The sequence below is a fragment of the Allobosea sp. 01N443 genome (genome assembly GCF_056399325.1).
In genome coordinates this window covers 1-17,988 of sequence record NZ_JBFTRC010000111.1, presented here as the reverse complement: position 1 = coordinate 17,988, position 17,988 = coordinate 1, and the positions used below count along the sequence as shown (strand labels likewise).

The following is a 17,988-nucleotide window of genomic DNA, read 5'->3' as shown; positions in this document are numbered from 1 at the left end:
GAAGGCCACGACGATGGCTTCCTCGGCCGGCGTCAGCACCGTACTTCGAGGGTCCTTCGGTCCCATGGGCGCATCGGATGTGGTGGTCCTTTTGCGCCACTTGAGCACAGTCTTCGGATTCAAGCCGTAGCGGACGGCAAGGGCCCGRCTGCTCTCTTTCGACCCTTGGAGCTCGGCTCGAACACGCGCCGTCGTGCGGGCGCTGCCATGAAGAACGCTTCCCATAATGCATCCTCCTCCTGACGACTCAGGATCGATGATGCACCATCAGATTTCGGGACTACACACCTAGTCCGGCCCCTGAAGGCGGCGATCCTACGAGATGGAAGGAACCCCCTCGCCAACGCGACGTTGACCAATCACTGGCCGCAGAATCTGAGAGCCGACAGGCGGCTTTCGACGCCGGCTAGATGAAAGCTATTTCAGGAGAAGATCATGGGCGGTCCGCTCGCCACAGTGAAGGCAGCGCTCAAAGCCTACGTTGATAAGGACCCAGCGCGATCGAGCGCCTGATCGCAGAGGACTACGGCTTCACGAGCCCCATCGATAACGATCTCGACCGCCAATCCTATTTCGCGCGGTGCTGGCCAAACCGCGAAGTCTTGGTCGAGATGACCCTCGTAGCCGGTGGCGAAGCTGGCGAGACCGCCTGGGTCGTCTACGAGGCGGCAACGGTGCGGAAGCGCTTTCGCAACGTCGAGCTGCTTGCCGTACGCGCTGGCCGGATCGTCAGGACGGAGGTCTACTTCGGCTGGAATCCGCCCCACCCTGCCCGGCCAGGCGGCTTCGTCGAGAATGACGGAGCGGGCCGCGCCGGAGCCTGAGTTCCGCCCGATCCGATTAGCGCGCGCCCCGAGAAGCACACTTGCGAAGGAGCCAACATGTTTCGCGGCGTCAATCCTGCAACCGGCGACGAGATCGCCACCTATCCCGAACTGGCCGCACCGGAGGTGGAGAGCAAGATCGTCAAGGCGGAGGCGGCCTTCCGGCACTGGCGTGCGAGGCCGATCGCGGAGCGCGCCGCATTGCTGGAGAAGATCGCCGAGCAATACGAGGCTAACAGCGAGAAACTTGCTGTGATGGCAGTCCGGGAAATGGGCAAGACCCATGCGTCGGCCATCGCCGAGGTGCAGAAGAGCGCCGCGGCCTTCCGTCACTACGCGCAGAACGGCCCCGCAATGCTTGAGCCGACCGAGATCGCTATGGCGAGCGGCGGCCGCGCAGAGGTGCGCTACCTGCCGCAGGGGCCTGTGTTGGCGATCATGCCTTGGAACTTCCCCTACTGGCAGGCCGTCCGCTTCCTTGCGCCAACGATCCTGGCGGGCAATGTCGGCTTGCTAAAGCATGCCAGCATCGTCCAGGGCGTCGCCGGGCTGATGGAGGAGATGGTGATCGCCGCCGGCGCACCCGACGGCGTGTTCCAGAATCTTGCCATCAAGTCCTCCGCCGTCGCCGGCCTCATTGCGGACAGGCGCATCGTCGCGGTTACGCTAACGGGCAGCGAGGCAGCCGGACGCGCAGTGGCCGAGCAGGCGGGCGCGGCGTTGAAGAAGGTCGTGCTGGAACTCGGCGGTTCCGACCCCTTCATCGTCATGCCGTCGGCCGATCTCGACGCGGCGGTGAAACAGGCCGTGACGGCTCGCATCCAAAACAGCGGCCAGTCGTGCATTTGCGGCAAGCGGATGATCGTCCATGCCGACATCTACGAAGCATTCCGGGAGAAGTTCTCTGCTGCGATGCAGGCCGTGAAGGCCGGCGACCCGATGGACGCGGCGTCAAACATGGCCCCACTTTCGAGTTTCGAACAGCGCGAAACGGTCCTCGACCAGCTCGCCGCGGCGRAGGCGGCGGGCGCCAAGCTTCTGTTCGGCGGCCAGGCGCTGCCCGGCAAGGGCGCCTATATGTCAGCGGGGATATTGGTCGACGTGCCTCTCGAGGGCGACCTCATGAAAGAGGAGATCTTCGGCCCCATAGCCATGCTGTTCAAGGCTGAGGACATCGGCGACGCGATCCGGATCGCGAATGCCATTCCCTATGGACTGGGCTCGTCGGTCTGGACGAATGATGTCGGCGAACAGGAGCGGTTCGTGCGCGAGATTGAGGCTGGCATGACTGCGATCAACCAGATGCTCGCCTCCTCGCCCGAGGTGCCGTTTGGCGGCATGAAGACGTCTGGTCACGGACGAGAGCTTGGCACTCACGGTCTGCACGAGTTCATGAACCTCAAGTCCGTCATGCGGCCGAACTGAGCCCATTTCGCTCTCTTTATCGATGAGCATTCGGCGCGGGATCGATAGGTAAGGCCCGCTGTTCTCTTCTAACATTCCGGCGGCTGCCGCCGACGTACCAGTGATCAAAAGGGCCCTGACGAGTCCAGATGCCTCATTCGCCTGCCTCTTTCGAGTGCGCTGACGCCGTCGAGCTTGCGAAAAGGCTGATCGGAGCGCTGCTGCTTGTCGACGGTGTGGGTGGCACGATCGTCGAAACCGAGGCCTATCTTCGTGACGATCCCGCATCACACAGCTATCGCGGCCGCACTCCCGCCAACGCAACGATGTTTGGCAATTCTGGGCACGCCTATGTCTACCGCTCCTACGGCTTGCATTGGTGTTTCAACGTGGTTGCGGAGGGCCATGGCGCCGTTTTGATCCGCGCGATAGCCCCGGAGGTCGGCATCGATAAGATGATCATGCGGCGAGGGACGGACAGAAATATCTGCTCCGGACCCGGGCGGCTCGCAAGCGCGCTTGGAATAACCGATGTCTACAACGGCCTGAGTTTGACGGAACCCCCTTTCTTCGTTCGAGCCCCGAGTGAAAGGCCCTCAATCGTGAGCGGCACTCGCATAGGCATTTCCGAAGCGCCCGAGCAGCCCTGGCGCTTCGGTCTGCGTGGGTCACGCTTCTGGAGCCGCCCCTTCGCTCCGCAGCGGCCCGATCTTCTAGAACTGCCGAACCTTGAATCGTTCCGCCCTTAGCTATAGTAAAGGTTCCAGGCTTCTTGGTGTTGCCGAAAGCCGGTGACGCGTGGAAGGCATGATCGCTAGGATCTGTGGACATTTATCTGATCCATAGGACCATGGCGGCGATTGTGACGACGGTGAGRTAGTGTTTGGCCGTCTTTTCGAACCGCGTCGCGACCCGACGAAACTGCTTGAGCCTCGAGAAGCAGCATTCGATCAGGTGGCGCTGGGCGTAGAGGTGCTTGTCGAGGGGATATTTGCGCGCCCGTGACGGGTTGTTGGGAATGACGGCGATGGCGCCCTTCTTGGCAATCTTTCGCCTGAGGGGATCAGGCGTCATAGGCCGCGTCGGCCATGACACGATCACCTGACTCATCCCTCGCTCAAGTGAGGCGATCGGATCTGGCGAGCACCGATATTTTTCCAATGTCTCAGAAAGCCGGAAGTTCCCCCACCACTTTCCCCGCCAGCCCGGGCGAACGGGCCGTCCCCGGTCGGCGCCAGATTCTGGCAGAAATCTACGCATCCGGTGCCTTCGCACCAGGCTCGGCGGCAACAGGCGATTGATCGTGTGACAGTCGATTTTCGAGCAAGCGCCGCATTGCCAGAGCATTCTTTGGCGCAAAACCTTCACAGTCATTATTGAAGTAGATCCACGCTCTCTTGGCACCGCTCGCGTGGATTTTGTCGGCCCAGATTTTCAGTTCGCTGTCTGAATAATCATGCCGGTACCATCGTTCGGGACCGTGGAGCCGCAGGTAGACTTCATCGGCGGTCCGCACCAGGTCATCCGGAAGTCGGGGTCCGCTGCATGAGCAGAAGATCGTGTCTGTCTCACGAAAAGCCGCGTACACCGTTTCATTCCACCAGCTCGAGTGACGGAACTCCACGACGTTGCGCCGCGCCCAATCGAGCTGGCTCAGAATCCTGGTCAGCCTCACTTTTGTGAACTTGTAGCTCGGCGGAAGCTGGAAAAGGAGGCAGCCCATTCGTGGCCCGAGAATGTCGGCTATCGCCCCAAAGTCCTTTACGAGGGTCTTGGTGCCCTCAAACCTTTTGATATGAGTGATCAGCTCACATACTTTGATCGTATAGATGAAATTGCGATCGCCGGGTTGACGAAGCCAGTTTTTCACGTTTGCAACGGTTGGCCACGAATAGAATGACGCATTGATCTCGACAGTGTCGAACTGTTTCGCGTAGTGGCTGAACCATTCGCCCGTTGGCATCTGCGCCGGGTAGAATTGTCCACCCCATTTCCAGTAGAACCATCCCGAGCAGCCGACATAGACCGATGCCTCCAAGGAGGTATTCCCGCTCTTTGCGACTGTCCCCGCAAGGCGAGCGGCACGCATTTTTTCGGCGCGCCCAATGTTCTCTGTCCGCTGCTTCTCTCGGCGCAGCCGCCGCCGTTCGCGACGTTCTTCGGATCCAGGTGCTTTCCGCTTCGCGGCTTGCGTATCCATCATTGTCCTGACCGGCCGTTACGCGGGTGAAGTCGCATGGCCAATTTGGGGTTCTGCTAGCGCAGCAGTCCCTCCGCCTCGAAGACATCCCAGCCGTCCAACTGCGACCGGGCGGCGTCCTCCCGGGCATTTCTGGCGTCGCCAGCCTTGCCCTGGCCGTTGCCCGCACGGGTCCGCGCGGCCTTCCCCGCCGCACGCCGCCGGGTATCGGCGAGCGCCTGCGCATCCTCCTCTCTCCAGATGGCCGGCAGGTCCCCATCAAGCACGGCCTCGATCTGCCGCGGGTCGAAGACGTGGAACGTCACGGCTTTTGCGCGCCCGCGCAGCTTGACGGTCCGTGTCCCGATGCTCTTGAGGCGACCGTCTTTCACCGACTTGTGACGCTCGCGGGAAGAGATCGTCAGAATATCCTCTGCCTCGCTTGGAAGTACGGGTAGCCCTGCGATCCCGCCCAGCGTGTCGGCGATGCACACCGAGGCGGCCCTGAATACATCTGTCTCGGCCTCTGACATACGCAATGCGATACGCCCCGTCCCAGCCGTGATGCACGTCCTCGCTGCCCAGGGCAGTCGGGCCCGAATTTCGCGTTCGATCCCCTTCGCTCGCACTGACGACCCAAGCGTCGCGGAAGACGGGAGCGGCCACTCGGCAACCAATGAAGGGGAGGCGTCCATGCTCCGCGTGGATGTCATCCGACCCAACTCACGTTTCCGGATAGCCGAGATTTCAACCTGGACCGATCGCGTATGTTCCGCTTTCCGGTTCAACGTATGGGCACGATCGACTACTGATCCACCCCCGTTGAATTGGTCCACCCTGAAGTATGTCTTGAGGCGGACAGGAGGACCGCAATGCCGAAGAAGCGTCATAAACCCGAAGAGATCGTCGCGAAGCTGCGCCAGGTCGATGTGCTGGTCTCGCAGGGGCAATCCGTTGCCGACGCGATCCGCTCGATCGGCGTGACGGAGGTGAGCTACTACCGTTGGCGCCGTGAGTTCGGTTGGCTGAAGACAGATCAGGTGAAGCGGATGAAGGAGCTCGAGGCCGAGAACGCCCGGTTGCGCCGCGCCGTCGCGGACCTGACGCTCGACAAGCTGATCCTGAAGGAGGCCGCGTCGGGAAACTGGTAAGCCCCGCGCGTCGCCGTGCCTGCATCGAGCATGTCCGGCTCGTCCTGAATGTGTCGGAGCGGCGGGTCTGCCGTGTGCTCGGGCAGCATCGCTCGACCCACCGCCGGGTTCCACGCGGACGCGGCGATGAGGAGCAACTCACCGCCGATATCGTGGAACTCGCCCGCCGTTACGGCCGCTATGGCTATCGCAAGATCGCCGAGCTGCTGCGCTCGACGGCAGGCTGGGTCGTCAATGACAAGCGGGTCGAGCGCATCTGGCGACGCGAGGGGCTGAAAGTTCCGGCCCGCCAACCCAAGCGCGGCCGTCTCTGGCTGGGAGACGGATCCTGCATTCGTCTTCGCGCCGAGCGGCCCAACCATGTCTGGTCCTACGATTTCGTCGAGGGCCGCACCCATGACGGGAGAAAATACCGGATGCTGAACGTCATCGACGAGTACACCCATGAATGCCTGGCAATCCGTGTAAACCGGCGCCTGAAGGCCATCGATGTCATCGACGTGCTCTCGGACCTGTTCATCCTGCGCGGTGTGCCAGGGCACATTCGGTCAGATAATGGACCGGAGTTCGTCGCGAAGGCCGTGCAGGGATGGATCGGCGCGGTTGGCGCCAAGACCGCCTACATTGCGCCCGGCAGCCCTTGGGAAAACGGCTTCATCGAGTCCTTCAATGCCAGGCTGCGTGACGAACTCCTCGACGGCGAGATCTTCTACACCCTCGCCGAGGCGAAGATCGTCGTCGAAAGCTGGCGGCGGCACTTCAAACGCTGGGCCCGCACGGTTCGCTCGGATACAAGCCTCCCGCGCCGGAGGTCTTCATTCCCGCCATGGCCGCGCGGCCGGCTGCGCAACCCGCACCAGCTACGCCGCCCACGCTGGCGCTCAGGCCAACCGCCCACTAACATTCAACCCGGACCGCTCGGCGGGGGCGGATCAACTGCTGAGGCGCGGATCATCAACAACATCGCGGGGATGCCAGTAGCCCTAACTATTTGTCATCCCCCTGGAAGAAGCCTTGGCAAGGGCATCATTGTGAAGTGTGGAGGAAGCCGCATCACGGCGGGTTCTCAATTTCTGACAACGAGGCGGAACTGAACTCATCCTCATTCCTGTCGCGCTCGCTGCGGCACCCCTTACGGTGCTCTTTGCGCGAAGTTCGTGGGGCATCGCCTCCTCATCACTGCCCTCTGAGCTCGCGGTCGCCCGCTGCTTTGTCCAACGGGTCGCGAGTTTGCGACGCGGCGGTCGAAGCTCCATCAACGTTGCTGTCGACCGGGATAATGAGAATGTCGCGCTCGGCGTCGCGAAGAACCTGCTCGGCGAGGCTGCCTATCACAACCCGCTTCGCCCCGCTCTTCTTGCTGGTCCCGAGGACGATAAGATCGCTCCGTTCAGCCCGGGCGCCATCCAGGATACTTTGCGCCGGGCCGCCTTCACGCAGAACGACGCCGCTTGGCGTCGGTGGAATTCCAAGCTCTTTGGTATACGCCTCAAGCCGCTCGATTGCCTCGACTCGTTCTTTCGCGACGTACTCGTCGATCGCTACCGGATCCATAATTGAACGTTTCATCAGCCCGAGGGCCGGAGCATCAAACGCATGCAATATCTTCACGGTGGACTTGTCGAAGATACCCATGCGCAAGGCACCCCGGGCTGCCGCCTTCGATGCATCGTCAAAATCAAGAGCGAGGAGAGTGCGCTCATAAGCAGTTGAAGGCGGCTGGATCGCGACCAAGACTGGGATGCGGCTGCGTCGAACGACACGCTCGACGGTCGTTCCAGTGAAAACGTCCCGGAAGCGGCTGCGGTGCGGGCCGAGGACGAGCAGGTCGGCGCCAAATTCATTCGCGGCAGACAATATTCCATTGAACGTGTCGTCCACCACGACCCCGAAATTGGCCGACACCCCATCGGCCTCGCAGGTCGTGCGAACAGTATCCTCGAGCACGGCCATGGCCGCCGATCGCTCCGCTTCGATCATTCGATGAGGCAGATCGCCATCCACGACGTGCACGAGCCAAAGTGAAGAACCCAAGCGTTTTGCTATGAGCGTGGCCCGCCTGAGCGCCCTGTCCGATCTCGTCGAAAGATCGGTTGCAACCAGGATGCGCCTCAGCGATCCAACATTCGGCACGGCTGGTGTCATCGGATCTCCGCCTTCCCAATCCCCCAGGGGGAGCTCGCCTACGCGCATCTCGTTCCACATTTGTGACAACGCAGGGTGGTGAGCCATTCGCCACCGTTCACGACCACCGGCCCTGCCGCTGTGGGCGGCTAGTTACGGAAAAGGTTATGTGGTTCGCAGCGCATTTGGGATTCGAGAGCTTTCTGATCACTTCTTCTCCGCGCCGACAGGCAGCAGGGTAGCACGCAAATTGTGAATTGGCTGGCCGCGACTTTCATGACCGTCCTTGATCACGCGACCTCCCATGATCGCTTCGATCGGGAGTCGATGCGGTTTCTCTCCATGGGAGCAACGTTGCGATAGTATATGGATCAGCACGTCCACCATACAGCGGACCCGCACTTCGTCGGCCATGAACTCGCTCCTCGGATGGTGACGCGCGACCTGAAACCCCGGATTTGCGACACCCTTTTAACAGGGCTTGGTTGGGCATGGTCGCAAGAACGATGCGCGGCACTCCAAGGTCTCATGACCGAGAGCCAGCGAGTCCGAGTCACTCCATTACTGCCGCTACGATCAGGGCGAACGCCGTGATTACGAAGACCAGCCTTAGTGCGCGTCGCAGCGCGTTAATCGCATTTCTGTCCTTCATAGAGTGAAAGGTAGTTACGAACCTGCCCATCGCCAGCAGGCCCAGACATTGTGAGACGTCGTGCCACAGTTGCAGGACGGCCAACTGAACTGGATCGCCCGTTCAGAAGAATTAATCGAGGTGTAACGGGTTTAACGACTCAGTTGAAAACGATTATCTCTTGGTTGATCTGCCGGTTTCTTCCGTACTTCCGGTTGTTAGGGCTGGCTGTGGATGATCTCAACCGTGCCGCAATCGGTTTCCTTGACCTCCCGGCTATGACACTCCACGTACATCTCATGGATCGAGTCCTTCACTCTTCTCTTCGAGCGGGTGTGCCACATTACGGGGAACTGAACCCGACCCGGCTGCGTCGCGGCCCGGTCCGGGCGGAGGCTAGAGCTCCAGCGTACCGGGTTGCGCGGGTCTCATAGAGCGGCAAGCAATTCGGACAATTCCGTCATGACTGCCTGCAAAATGCTGGTGGCAACCATGATTTGCACATTGAAACGATCCGTCACCCTGCTTCCTGAAGGCGACTATGTGCGGCTGCAAGCGCTGGCGGAGTTGCTCGCCGAGCAAATGCATCCGCTCGCGTCGACCCTTGTCCGCAAGCTGAGCCGCGCCGAGTGGCGTGAGGCGGAAGCTATCCCGGAGCAAACGGTCTTGCTGGATGGGTTCGTCACCTATCGTATCGGGGACTCGAGGCAGCCCGAACGTCGGCTGTTGATCGATCCCGCAGACGGAATGTGGGCGCCCGCGGAGCTATCCGTGATCACGCCTCTCGGCATCACGTTGCTCGGTCTCTCGATGGGCGATCGAACCCCGGTGATCGGGGCGGACGTTCGCGCGCCGCCATGGGTCGAAGTCGTGGCGGTCGACCCTGCGACGACGTCGGGGATCGTCCGAGGGCTGTTTCCCTCGAACCCGCCTGCGATGCGCTCGTCGTTGGCGGATCGCCCCCGATGGCCTAAGAACGCACGACGCCTCCCAGGCAAAGGAGAATGATGGAACTCTCCCCGCTACTGCTGATCCTCATTCTGCCTTTCGTAGGCAGTCTGGCCGTGGTCCTCTCTCCGGTGGCCTCCCCCGAACCGGTGACCTGGATCACCGGTCTCGCCTTGCTGGCCTGCCTGGCCGTGACCGTGTCCCTCTACCCATCCGTGAGCGGCGGAGGAGGATGGATGGCTTCGCCTGGATCTTTGCGGTCCTCGTCAGCGGTATCGGCCTCCTGGTCGTAGGGGTCTTCCTCATGGCGCGGCTGTGGCCGGTGCTCTCCGGTACGCCAGAATGGTTCATGATCCTGGGCATTGCGGGAATGACGCCATTCGTGCTCGGCGCGCACCACGGCACGGCTCTCCTCCTCGCCCCAAGCCGAGCCCACCCCGGGCGTCTTTTCATGGGCCTAGACTTGGATGGAGGGATAGCGGGCACTGAGGCGGCTTATCGCCCAAGTAACTGCTTTTCGTTGCGGCGCTTCGCCCCCTAGGCACGTGTTGCGCCTGCCCCCTTCCCCAATCGCGCCTTGCGCTGCACCGGTCCGCGTCCCTCCGGTCAGAAGCCTGCCAGGGCCGGGCGGTTGACGGCGCGATATCGGCGTCGCCCCCAAGCCGCCTTGCGGGGGCCTGCGCAGGCAGGGGTTGCGGCGTGTTGACGCGTGGATTATCGACAACGTGACAATGCCGGCAACCATGTGATTTGACAATTCGCGCGCCGCGACTAAGTATTCACGTATAATGGCGCGCTTCTCTTACTTCCGTCGCGGCCTGCATCGGGCAGGCAAGCTGATCGCGGGCAACTAACCCCGGTTTCGTCGCTTCGCGCGCCTCGGGTTCGCAGCAAGCCACCGGCGCCATAGCCCGGAACCGCGCCGTTCGAACGCGCGGGCATTCCATCAACACGCGAAGCCTGCATGGCTCGCAGTCGTCCAGAACAGGATAATCGAAATGACCAGCCAGACTTCCGGCGGGGCCAAGCCCCGTATCACGCTGACCGCCGTCGATCATGAGAAGCTCACTCAGCTCGCCAACGCCGCGACCAACACCTTCCCCGATGTCGCAGCCGAGCTTTCGGACGAAGTGGCGCGCGCCCGCGTTCTCGCAAAGGGCAAGCAGCTTGCCGACACGGTGCGCATGGGCAGCGAGGTCGTGTACCATGACGAGGTGACGGGCAAGAAAACGACCGTGACCCTCGTCTTCCCGCCTGATGCCGATATCGCGCAGGGCAAGATCTCCATCCTGACGCCGATCGGCACGGCGCTGATCGGACTTTCCATCAGCCAGTCGATCAACTGGATCACGCGCGGCGGCGACGTGAAGCGCCTGACGGTTCRAGCCGTCCGCGATCCGGTGGAGCATGAGACGCCGCTGGCCTGAGCGCCGCGCCGCCTTGGAGAGCTGATTGCTGGAACTAGAGCGTCGGACGATTAATTGGACGCATATCCGGCGTGGCTGAAGAGGCTTCGGATTCTGCAGGGGTAACGGAGATCGCAGATGTCGCCGACGGCGCGCCCGAGCGCGTCGAATGTTCTTGCTGCGGCCTTTCGCTGATGGGCCTTGAGCTTGGCGAAGGCCATCTCGATCGGGTTGAGATCTGGGCTGTATGGCGGCAGGAAGAGGAGCCAGGCGCCCCTGTCGGCGAGGCACAGGGCCGCCCGCGCGCTTTTGTGGACGGCGAGATTGTCGAGGATGACGATGTCGCCCTTCGCCAGTGTGGGGGCGAGCTGGGTCTCGACATAGAGATCGAATGCGATCCGATCCATGGCCTTGTCGATGATCCATGGTGCGGTCAGGCGATGACAGCGCAGGCCTGCGATGAAGCTCTGGGTTCGCCAATACCCGAAAGGAGCAGACGCGCGCAGTCTCTCTCCGCACGGGCTGCGGCCGCGCAGCCTGACCATCTTGGTGTTGATCGAGGTCAAGACGAGCCGATCCCCCGCTCGCTCAGCCCTGCCGGAATGCGCGGGCAGGCCATAGCCGGCATCGGCCAGCGCGCAGCCAAACGCTCGCAGGCGGCGAGAACCCGGTCGGTCTCCTCGAGCCGATCTCCGGCTTGGTCCGATAGGTCCGGCGATCCTCGAGCATGTGGGATGCAGTGTCGACAAAGAGGATCTGAAAGCCCTCATTCTCCGGCCCGGCCTACAGGTCGAACCGGCCAACCGCTTCGGGCTGAAAAACTACTTGGAGGAGAGTGTATCTGGCCATTTGCCCGGCTTCGTCTGGCCACTCGATACTCTCTCCTTCGGTGAGTCCGAGCAGCGCACTGCCCGTAGGGGCGAGGACTGAGGCGCGGCCGAGCTGCATGTCGGCGTCTGCGGGGGGAACCAAGGTGACCGCGGCGACATGCGCCCGACTGCCTCGGCCCTGGGTGCGATAGGTCACATGGGAATTGATCGTGGCGACGTGCCGCGAGATATCGGAAGGCGCAACCGCGCGCGCTTCCGTCAGTGCCTTCGAGAGCAGCACGATCGCCGGCGTCGCCGCAGCAGGGCCCGCGAGCGTGGCGAGATGGATCATCTGGCGCAGCCGATCGCGATCGAGCGTCGTTACAGTGATCGAAGGCGCTTCAGTCATCGCAAAAATCCCGAGCGGTCGAGAGATCGGTAGCCTATACCTCCATCTCTGAATCAGTCAATATTTGTGCTATGAAGCAGTGCTACCGCTTTTGGCGCTAGATCAGGGAATAGCCTTTTTAATCTCTTTTTTCATCCGTATTCTATAAGCACGAATTCAAAAAATATAGGCTATTGATATTTCACACCATCCATCGTATGAAAGCAATATTGCCTGACGTAGGCTTCTTTTTCTGATTGGAGAGGATGACATGTTTCATCGCACCCTCTTCCAATTTGGGATGGTCGCAGCTCTGCTGAACGCCACCCAAAGGGAAGGTGTCTTTGCTGCGTGCGCCCTGGAAGTGCGCCTTGGGGCGATGCTCTCCGGGCTCCGGACGCCTCTCTCCCGCTTGTCGGCAATCGTTTTTACCCATCCGTTCCGAGTTGAGCGAAAAAGTCGCGGGAACAGCGCGAGAGCGCTGATCTCATGCGCGGGAACGATAGGTTCGCCCGCCGGATCATAATCGTCTCGGCTCATTGGGTCAGGCTTTTCCCCGCGGCTGCGGTTTCGCGTGCGCGTTCCGCCTCGTCTCCCACGCGGCCCCAGCTCGCATCCGCCGCCCAGCTGAATGCGTGAGCATTTGCGGGTCCCGGATGGCAACCACCTGCCCCTGAACGGTCCCCGCAGAGGCATGCGGCGGATAGGAAGGAACCATGCATCGATGATCCAGACACCGTATTATGTGATCGACAAGAACGCCCTGCTGCGCAACCTGGAGACGATCCAGCGAGTGCGCGAAGCTTCCGGCGCGAAGGTTCTGCTCGCGCTCAAATGCTTCGCCACGTGGTCGCTCTTCGATCTCATGCGCGATTACATGGACGGCACGACGTCTTCCTCGCTCTACGAGGTGAAGCTCGGCCGCAAAAAATTTGGCGGGGAGACGCATGCCTATAGCGTCGCCTTCAGCGATCACGAGATCGATGACATCGTGGCCCATGCCGACAAGATCATCTTCAACTCGATCGGCCAGCTAGAGCGCTTCGCCGATAGGACCGCGGGGCTGGAGCGTGGACTGCGGCTCAATCCGCAGATCAGTTCATCCGGTTTCGATCTCGCCGATCCCACCCGCCCGCATAGCCGACTGGGTGAGTGGGATGGAGACAAGGTTGCTGCGATCATCGGGCAAATTGACGGCTTCATGATCCATAACAATTGCGAGAATGCCGATTTCTCCCTGTTCGATCGAATGCTGACGCAGATCGAGGGCAGGTTCGGCCCCCTGATAGAGCAGTTGGCCTGGGTCAGCCTTGGCGGGGGCATCCATTTCTCTGGAGACGACTATCCGCTCGAAGCCTTCTGCGAGCGGTTGCTCGTCTTTTCGCAGCGCTACGGCGTGCAGGTCTATCTGGAGCCGGGCGAGGCCGCCGTGACGAAGAGCGCAACACTCGAGGTGACGGTCCTCGACACACTCAGCAATGGCAAGAACCTCGCCATCGTCGACAGCTCGATCGAGGCGCATATGCTCGACCTGCTGATCTACAGGCAAAGCGCCAAGATCACCCCGGACAGAGGTCCGCACAGCTACATGATCTGCGGGAAATCGTGCCTTGCGGGCGATATTTTCGGCGAGTTCCGCTTCGAGCGCGAGCTCAAGCCCGGAGACCGCATCTCGATCCAGGATGCGGCCGGCTACACCATGGTGAAGAAGAACTGGTTCAACGGCGTGCAGATGCCGTCGATCGYCGTGCGCGAGCGCGACGGCAGCCTGAAGCTCATCCGCGAATTCTCGTTCGAGGACTACCTGACGAGCCTGTCCTGAGGCTCGTCCCAACCAAGGAAAAGAAAGGGGCACCAGCCCAAATGAAAAAGAACGTTCTGATAATCGGTGCAGGTGGCGTGGCACATGTGGTCGCCCACAAATGCGCTCAGCACAACGATGTGCTCGGCGACATTCACATCGCTTCGCGAACCATCGGGAAATGCGAAGCGATCATTCGCTCCGTGCACGAGAAAGGAAGCCTGAAGACCGGAGGTCGGCTGGTCCCCCACGCGCTGGACGCGATGAATGTGGCGCGGACCGCCGAGCTGATCCGCAAGACCGACTGTCAGATCGTCATCAATGTCGGCTCGGCCTTCGTCAACATGTCGGTGCTGACCGCCTGCCTCGCCACGGGTACGGCCTATATCGACACGGCGATCCATGAGGATCCGCTGAAGGTCTGCGAGATGCCGCCATGGTACGGCAACTACGAATGGAAGCGCCGTGAGGATTGTCGAGGCGCACGCGTGACCGCCATTCTCGGCGCGGGCTTCGATCCCGGCGTGGTCAACGCCTATGCGGCGTTGGCGCGCGACGAGTATTTCGACAAGATCGAATCGATCGATATAGTCGACGTGAACGCTGGCGACCACGGCCGTTATTTTGCGACCAACTTCGATCCCGAAATCAACTTCCGCGAGTTTACGGGGCAGGTCTGGTCCTGGCAGAAGCGGCAATGGACCTCGAACCGCATGTTCGAGACGCGTAAGGAGTGGGACCTGCCCGTGGTCGGCAAGAGGACGACCTACCTGACCGGACATGATGAGGTGCATTCGCTGTCGCGGAACCTCGACGTGCCTAACATCCGGTTCTGGATGGGCTTCGGCGAGCGCTACATTACCGTATTCAATGTGTTGAAGAACCTCGGTTTGCTGTCGGAGCAGCCGGTCCGAACGGCCGAGGGCCAAGAGGTCGTTCCACTAAAGCTGCTGAAGGCCGTCCTGGCGGATCCCTCCTCGCTGGCCCCGGACTATGTCGGTAAGACCTGCATCGGAGACGTGGTAAAGGGCATCAAGGACGGCAAGGCGCGGGAAGTCTTCATCTACAATGTCGCCGATCACGCCGAAGCCTATGAAGAGGTCGGCAGCCAGGCGATCTCCTACACCGCTGGCGTGCCGGCGGCTGCCGCCGCGATCCTGATCGCCCGTGGCGATTGGGACATCGGGACGATGGCGAATGTCGAAGAGCTGCCGCCACGCCCGTTCCTTGGCCTTCTCGATCGGATGGGGCTGTCCACYCGGATCAAGGATGTATTCGGCGACAGGCTGCTGAATTTTGACGTACCGAAGCGCGGTACAAGGGAAATGGCCCGGGTCGAGGCTGCTCCTGCCGATTGAACGCGCAGGCGTTCAGCGGCGGCGATCAACGGAACGGGGAAGCGGTCGATCTCGCGCTTTCCCGTTCCGGCCGGTCGTGCCACCGCCGAGATCGCGGCTCAGCTTCTGCCGATCGCGGCACGGCCTGAGGCAGTTCCGAGGGCGCCACCGGGCGCGTCCTCGATGCAACGGTTCAGCCTTGGAACCGGCGTGAAACACGACGGGCAATGGATGGCAGCCAACGGAATTCTCTGATGGCAGCGGTCGCAGGTGACGCTTCCGCACCGGACGGACACGGCTACAACTCCCCAAGCAGCGAACTCTGTTCGCGCGATGCCACAACGATTTCTGTTTGTGCGGGAGACCCGAAACGGGACGATACGCTGACCTTATTCAGGTCGTCGTATTCCTGTTCCGGGTAAAGCCATGCGTATTCTGGAACAACACCTCTCAATCTGCAGAATATGCAGGAATAAAATTCAGATAGATTGTGATCGCGGCATATTTAAGAGGGGTAGATAAAAATTTTCCCTGAATTTGACTTTCTGTCGGCAACGTCCGATGGTCTCCCTATGTCGAGGAGCAAACTCTCCGCCGGGGTTTTCTGTACCCCCTCTCAGCACGCACGCCCCTAGCCCTGGTTCGATGCGCTGGCCTTGGGCCATCGCGCGATCGGGCCAGGGAAAACCGTCGAGCCCGCATTCGGTCCCGCCACGGGGGATGCGCGGCATGTCGAATGATTTCTCCGTCAACACGCCATTCAGGGCACCGCGGCTTCGCCGCGCCCCAAGGCACAGCTGTGCGCCGGATGAACTGGATGGCTCCTGGTCCGAAGGATCTGTCAAAATGACCAAGCAGAAGCGCAACGGAAACCGAGAGGCAAAGAAGCCAAAAAAGCCGAAACCTCTGAAGCAAGCCGCGACATCTATTGCCGACCTCGCAAAACAGTCGGTTGGCAAGAAGTAGGCGGGAAACGAGGGTTTCACTTGAAACTCGCATGATGAGCACGAGGCGCGGGTCGGTCATGGGTTCATGGCCGGCCCGCGCCGTCTCAAGGCTGCGCTTGCGGTCAGGCCATGTATCTCTCAGTTGCCGACCGGCGCGCGGCCGGCGAGGCTATCCGTGGACAGGAGCCCGTACAGGTCTCGGGTGCTCAGAGCCTGTTTGATATTTCATACAGCCCTCATCCTGAGGAGCCATTCCGGCAGGGATGGCGTCTCGAAGGATGCTTCCGGAGGCGCCGGAGATCACTGGAGCATCCTTCGAGACACTGTTGCGCAGTTCCTCAGGATGAGGGATGCCCTTCTCAAGCCGGCTCTTGAGCCGCATCGGTGATGCCGCCGTGTAAGACATCGATCTCGACAAGAGCATCGCCCACCTTGTCGTCGTGGAGGAGCACCGCCAGATCGAGGGAGATCACTCGTTCGGCCAGTCCTGGTACGAGCGCAGGATAAGGCTCACGCTTCACACGTTTGAGCGCCGTCTGCTCATCCCCGGGGAGATCGTCCCAACAGCCGCTATTACAGCCACTCTCGCGCCGCGGCGATAATCAGCCACAGCGCCGGCACAGGATTGCCCGGCGGCGGTCTGTCATTGTAATTCATCAGCTCGGATGCCCCCGGAGTTCATGGAACGGCATCCGTTCCGACGATGCCACCTTCATTTTCCAAGATGCCGATCCGCTTGACCTCGGAGCGGTTGAGTTTCAGCCGCACACCGACACCTCCGCCGTTCTCGTCGATAAAGGCGGCGCCGGCATTCTCGAGCGCTGTTTGGAGCGTTCTGCGGACGTCGTCGTCGGGGACGCTGATCCTGCGTTCGAATTCCTCGATGACTACGGAATCCACGTTCGAATTGGTGGCGAGCTTTTCGCGGGTCCATTCAATCAGCGCGCGGGCTGCGCGGCACTGCCCACCAGTGATCATCGTGAATCTCCCTTTGCCGAAACGATCGCTACTGACTATGAAGCCAAAGCGCCGCCGAACTCCACAAAAGCCGGCCGCAACGGCTCAGAGTCTAGCAGCGCACACGAAACCCAAAAAGTGAAGAGCAATGTCGTGCTGTGGTATGCAGTATCGCAATGTAATAAGATTACGCAGAATTGACAATAATTTATCCCATCCGATTTTGAAGTAATAGCGAAATACATTGCAGATATATCGAAAAGCCGAATGCGGAGTGCCGCCGCTTGTATCGAAGTGTAGCGAAGCCGTTTGACGATATTGTGCGATGGGCCCTCGTGGAAGGCTCCACAGTCATGACAGGCTCACTGGCCGACGGCGCTGGCGAAATTTTCCATGGTTCGAGCCTCAGGCACCGCAGACCCGATCGGGTTGCACCGGCCGGCCTCGAATCGACTGACGACAGCCCCGGCTCATCCGCCGCCAAGGATAGCGGCAAGATCGAGCCGAGCCTGCGTGGGAGCGGCGCCGCGATCAGCGCTTTATCGATGCATATGTGCAGCGCCGCGCCATCTGGCCTGAACAGAACGCCCGTATCTGTCCGCCTATAGGCCGGACTCGCGATCTCAGCACGAGCATTATCCGGCCGTGGCGTCGCCCGTCATCGCACCGGATTGACCATCGGAGTCCTTCGCTGCCTGCGCCCCGTCGCCTTCTGCCCCGCCGGCGAGCAGCCGGAGCCTGGTGAGCGGAAGCGGTAGGGCGCGAGCCCGCAAAGCTGCATCGATCTCGGACAAGACCGCATCGCGGCAATCGACGTCATCGGCGAAGGTCGGCACCCAGAAGCGGACATGATAGCGGATGCCCTCCGCATCGTAGGATAAAACCCTGACGTCCGGGCGCGGCGACGAGACGATGATCGACGGTTTGGCCGCGGCCTCGGCCAGAAGGGCCTTGGCATCCGCGACCGAGATTTCGTGATCGAGCACCACCTGCACCTTGGCGCGATATTTTCGCCTCGGGGCACTTTAGTTGATCAGCGTCTGGCGCGCGATCTTGCTATTAGGGAGGATCATATAGGTGTG

General features: G+C 61.2%; 16 protein-coding genes and 4 pseudogenes. 10 read left to right on the top strand and 10 right to left on the bottom strand.

Annotated features, from left to right (window positions below; genetic code table 11):
• A pseudogene (locus tag AC1DRP_RS23370) lies at positions 1–225 on the bottom strand (IS481 family transposase); the annotation flags it as partial.
• Between the two features lie 386 nt (positions 226–611).
• Here AC1DRP_RS23370 and AC1DRP_RS23365 point away from each other — a divergent pair.
• The 3 genes from AC1DRP_RS23365 to AC1DRP_RS23355 all read left to right on the top strand — a co-directional run bounded on the left by AC1DRP_RS23365 (position 612) and on the right by AC1DRP_RS23355 (position 2,977).
• Positions 612–824: a hypothetical protein gene (locus AC1DRP_RS23365; protein ID WP_476769698.1), complete on the top strand. Its 213-nt coding sequence runs from the start codon at positions 612–614 to the stop codon at positions 822–824.
• Positions 825–881: 57 nt separating this feature from the next.
• Positions 882–2,249, top strand: a complete 1,368-nt coding sequence (locus AC1DRP_RS23360) for an NAD-dependent succinate-semialdehyde dehydrogenase (protein WP_476769697.1) — start codon at positions 882–884, stop codon at positions 2,247–2,249.
• A 128-nt stretch (positions 2,250–2,377) separates the two neighbouring features.
• On the top strand, positions 2,378–2,977 hold the full coding sequence (locus tag AC1DRP_RS23355; protein ID WP_476769696.1) for a DNA-3-methyladenine glycosylase: 600 nt from the start codon (positions 2,378–2,380) through the stop codon (positions 2,975–2,977).
• An 82-nt stretch (positions 2,978–3,059) separates the two neighbouring features.
• Here AC1DRP_RS23355 and AC1DRP_RS23350 read toward each other — a convergent pair.
• The 3 genes and pseudogenes from AC1DRP_RS23350 to AC1DRP_RS23340 form a co-directional block, all read right to left on the bottom strand.
• A pseudogene (locus AC1DRP_RS23350) lies at positions 3,060–3,327 on the bottom strand (transposase); the annotation flags it as partial.
• Positions 3,328–3,480: 153 nt separating this feature from the next.
• Positions 3,481–4,428 (bottom strand): DUF72 domain-containing protein, encoded by a 948-nt coding sequence (locus AC1DRP_RS23345; RefSeq protein ID WP_476769695.1) that lies wholly within the window; start codon positions 4,426–4,428, stop codon positions 3,481–3,483.
• 56 nt (positions 4,429–4,484) lie between these two features.
• Complete coding sequence (locus AC1DRP_RS23340; protein WP_476769694.1) at positions 4,485–4,940, bottom strand: hypothetical protein; 456 nt, start codon at positions 4,938–4,940, stop codon at positions 4,485–4,487.
• Positions 4,941–5,279: 339 nt separating this feature from the next.
• Here AC1DRP_RS23340 and AC1DRP_RS23335 point away from each other — a divergent pair.
• Positions 5,280–6,459: pseudogene (locus tag AC1DRP_RS23335) on the top strand (IS3 family transposase).
• Between the two features lie 275 nt (positions 6,460–6,734).
• Here AC1DRP_RS23335 and AC1DRP_RS23330 read toward each other — a convergent pair.
• Both AC1DRP_RS23330 and AC1DRP_RS23325 read right to left on the bottom strand, forming a co-directional pair.
• Positions 6,735–7,703 (bottom strand): universal stress protein, encoded by a 969-nt coding sequence (locus AC1DRP_RS23330; RefSeq protein WP_476769693.1) that lies wholly within the window; start codon positions 7,701–7,703, stop codon positions 6,735–6,737.
• Positions 7,704–7,889: 186 nt separating this feature from the next.
• Positions 7,890–8,096, bottom strand: a complete 207-nt coding sequence (locus AC1DRP_RS23325; protein WP_476769692.1) for a hypothetical protein — start codon at positions 8,094–8,096, stop codon at positions 7,890–7,892.
• Between the two features lie 679 nt (positions 8,097–8,775).
• Here AC1DRP_RS23325 and AC1DRP_RS23320 point away from each other — a divergent pair.
• The 3 genes from AC1DRP_RS23320 to rnk all read left to right on the top strand — a co-directional run bounded on the left by AC1DRP_RS23320 (position 8,776) and on the right by rnk (position 10,688).
• A complete protein-coding gene (locus tag AC1DRP_RS23320) occupies positions 8,776–9,321 on the top strand; it encodes a GreA/GreB family elongation factor (RefSeq protein WP_476769691.1) in 546 nt (181 codons plus the stop codon).
• Positions 9,322–9,493: 172 nt separating this feature from the next.
• On the top strand, positions 9,494–9,802 hold the full coding sequence (locus AC1DRP_RS23315) for a hypothetical protein (RefSeq protein ID WP_476769690.1): 309 nt from the start codon (positions 9,494–9,496) through the stop codon (positions 9,800–9,802).
• A gap of 457 nt (positions 9,803–10,259) precedes the next feature.
• Complete coding sequence (gene rnk, locus AC1DRP_RS23310) at positions 10,260–10,688, top strand: nucleoside diphosphate kinase regulator (RefSeq protein ID WP_476769689.1); 429 nt, start codon at positions 10,260–10,262, stop codon at positions 10,686–10,688.
• A 50-nt stretch (positions 10,689–10,738) separates the two neighbouring features.
• Here rnk and AC1DRP_RS23305 read toward each other — a convergent pair.
• Both AC1DRP_RS23305 and AC1DRP_RS23300 read right to left on the bottom strand, forming a co-directional pair.
• Positions 10,739–11,230, bottom strand: a pseudogene (locus AC1DRP_RS23305) (transposase); the annotation flags it as partial.
• Between the two features lie 220 nt (positions 11,231–11,450).
• A complete protein-coding gene (locus AC1DRP_RS23300; RefSeq protein WP_476769688.1) occupies positions 11,451–11,885 on the bottom strand; it encodes a GreA/GreB family elongation factor in 435 nt (144 codons plus the stop codon).
• A gap of 703 nt (positions 11,886–12,588) precedes the next feature.
• Here AC1DRP_RS23300 and AC1DRP_RS23295 point away from each other — a divergent pair.
• The 3 genes from AC1DRP_RS23295 (at position 12,589) to AC1DRP_RS23285 (ending at position 15,968) form a co-directional block, all read left to right on the top strand.
• The gene (locus AC1DRP_RS23295) at positions 12,589–13,686 is read left to right on the top strand and encodes a carboxynorspermidine decarboxylase (protein WP_476769687.1); all 1,098 of its coding nucleotides are present in this window, start codon (positions 12,589–12,591) and stop codon (positions 13,684–13,686) included.
• Positions 13,687–13,727: 41 nt separating this feature from the next.
• Positions 13,728–15,023, top strand: coding sequence for a saccharopine dehydrogenase family protein (locus AC1DRP_RS23290; protein WP_476769686.1), 1,296 nt, complete (start codon positions 13,728–13,730; stop codon positions 15,021–15,023).
• A 708-nt stretch (positions 15,024–15,731) separates the two neighbouring features.
• Positions 15,732–15,968 carry a hypothetical protein gene (locus AC1DRP_RS23285; protein ID WP_476769685.1) on the top strand — a complete coding sequence of 79 codons (237 nt, stop codon included), beginning with the start codon at positions 15,732–15,734 and terminating at the stop codon, positions 15,966–15,968.
• A gap of 659 nt (positions 15,969–16,627) precedes the next feature.
• Here the strand turns inward: AC1DRP_RS23285 and AC1DRP_RS23280 are convergent.
• Positions 16,628–16,927: a helix-turn-helix domain-containing protein gene (locus AC1DRP_RS23280; RefSeq protein WP_476769684.1), complete on the bottom strand. Its 300-nt coding sequence runs from the start codon at positions 16,925–16,927 to the stop codon at positions 16,628–16,630.
• 614 nt (positions 16,928–17,541) lie between these two features.
• Positions 17,542–17,892 carry a hypothetical protein gene (locus tag AC1DRP_RS23275; RefSeq protein ID WP_476769683.1) on the bottom strand — a complete coding sequence of 117 codons (351 nt, stop codon included), beginning with the start codon at positions 17,890–17,892 and terminating at the stop codon, positions 17,542–17,544.
• Positions 17,893–17,988 lie beyond the last annotated feature (96 nt).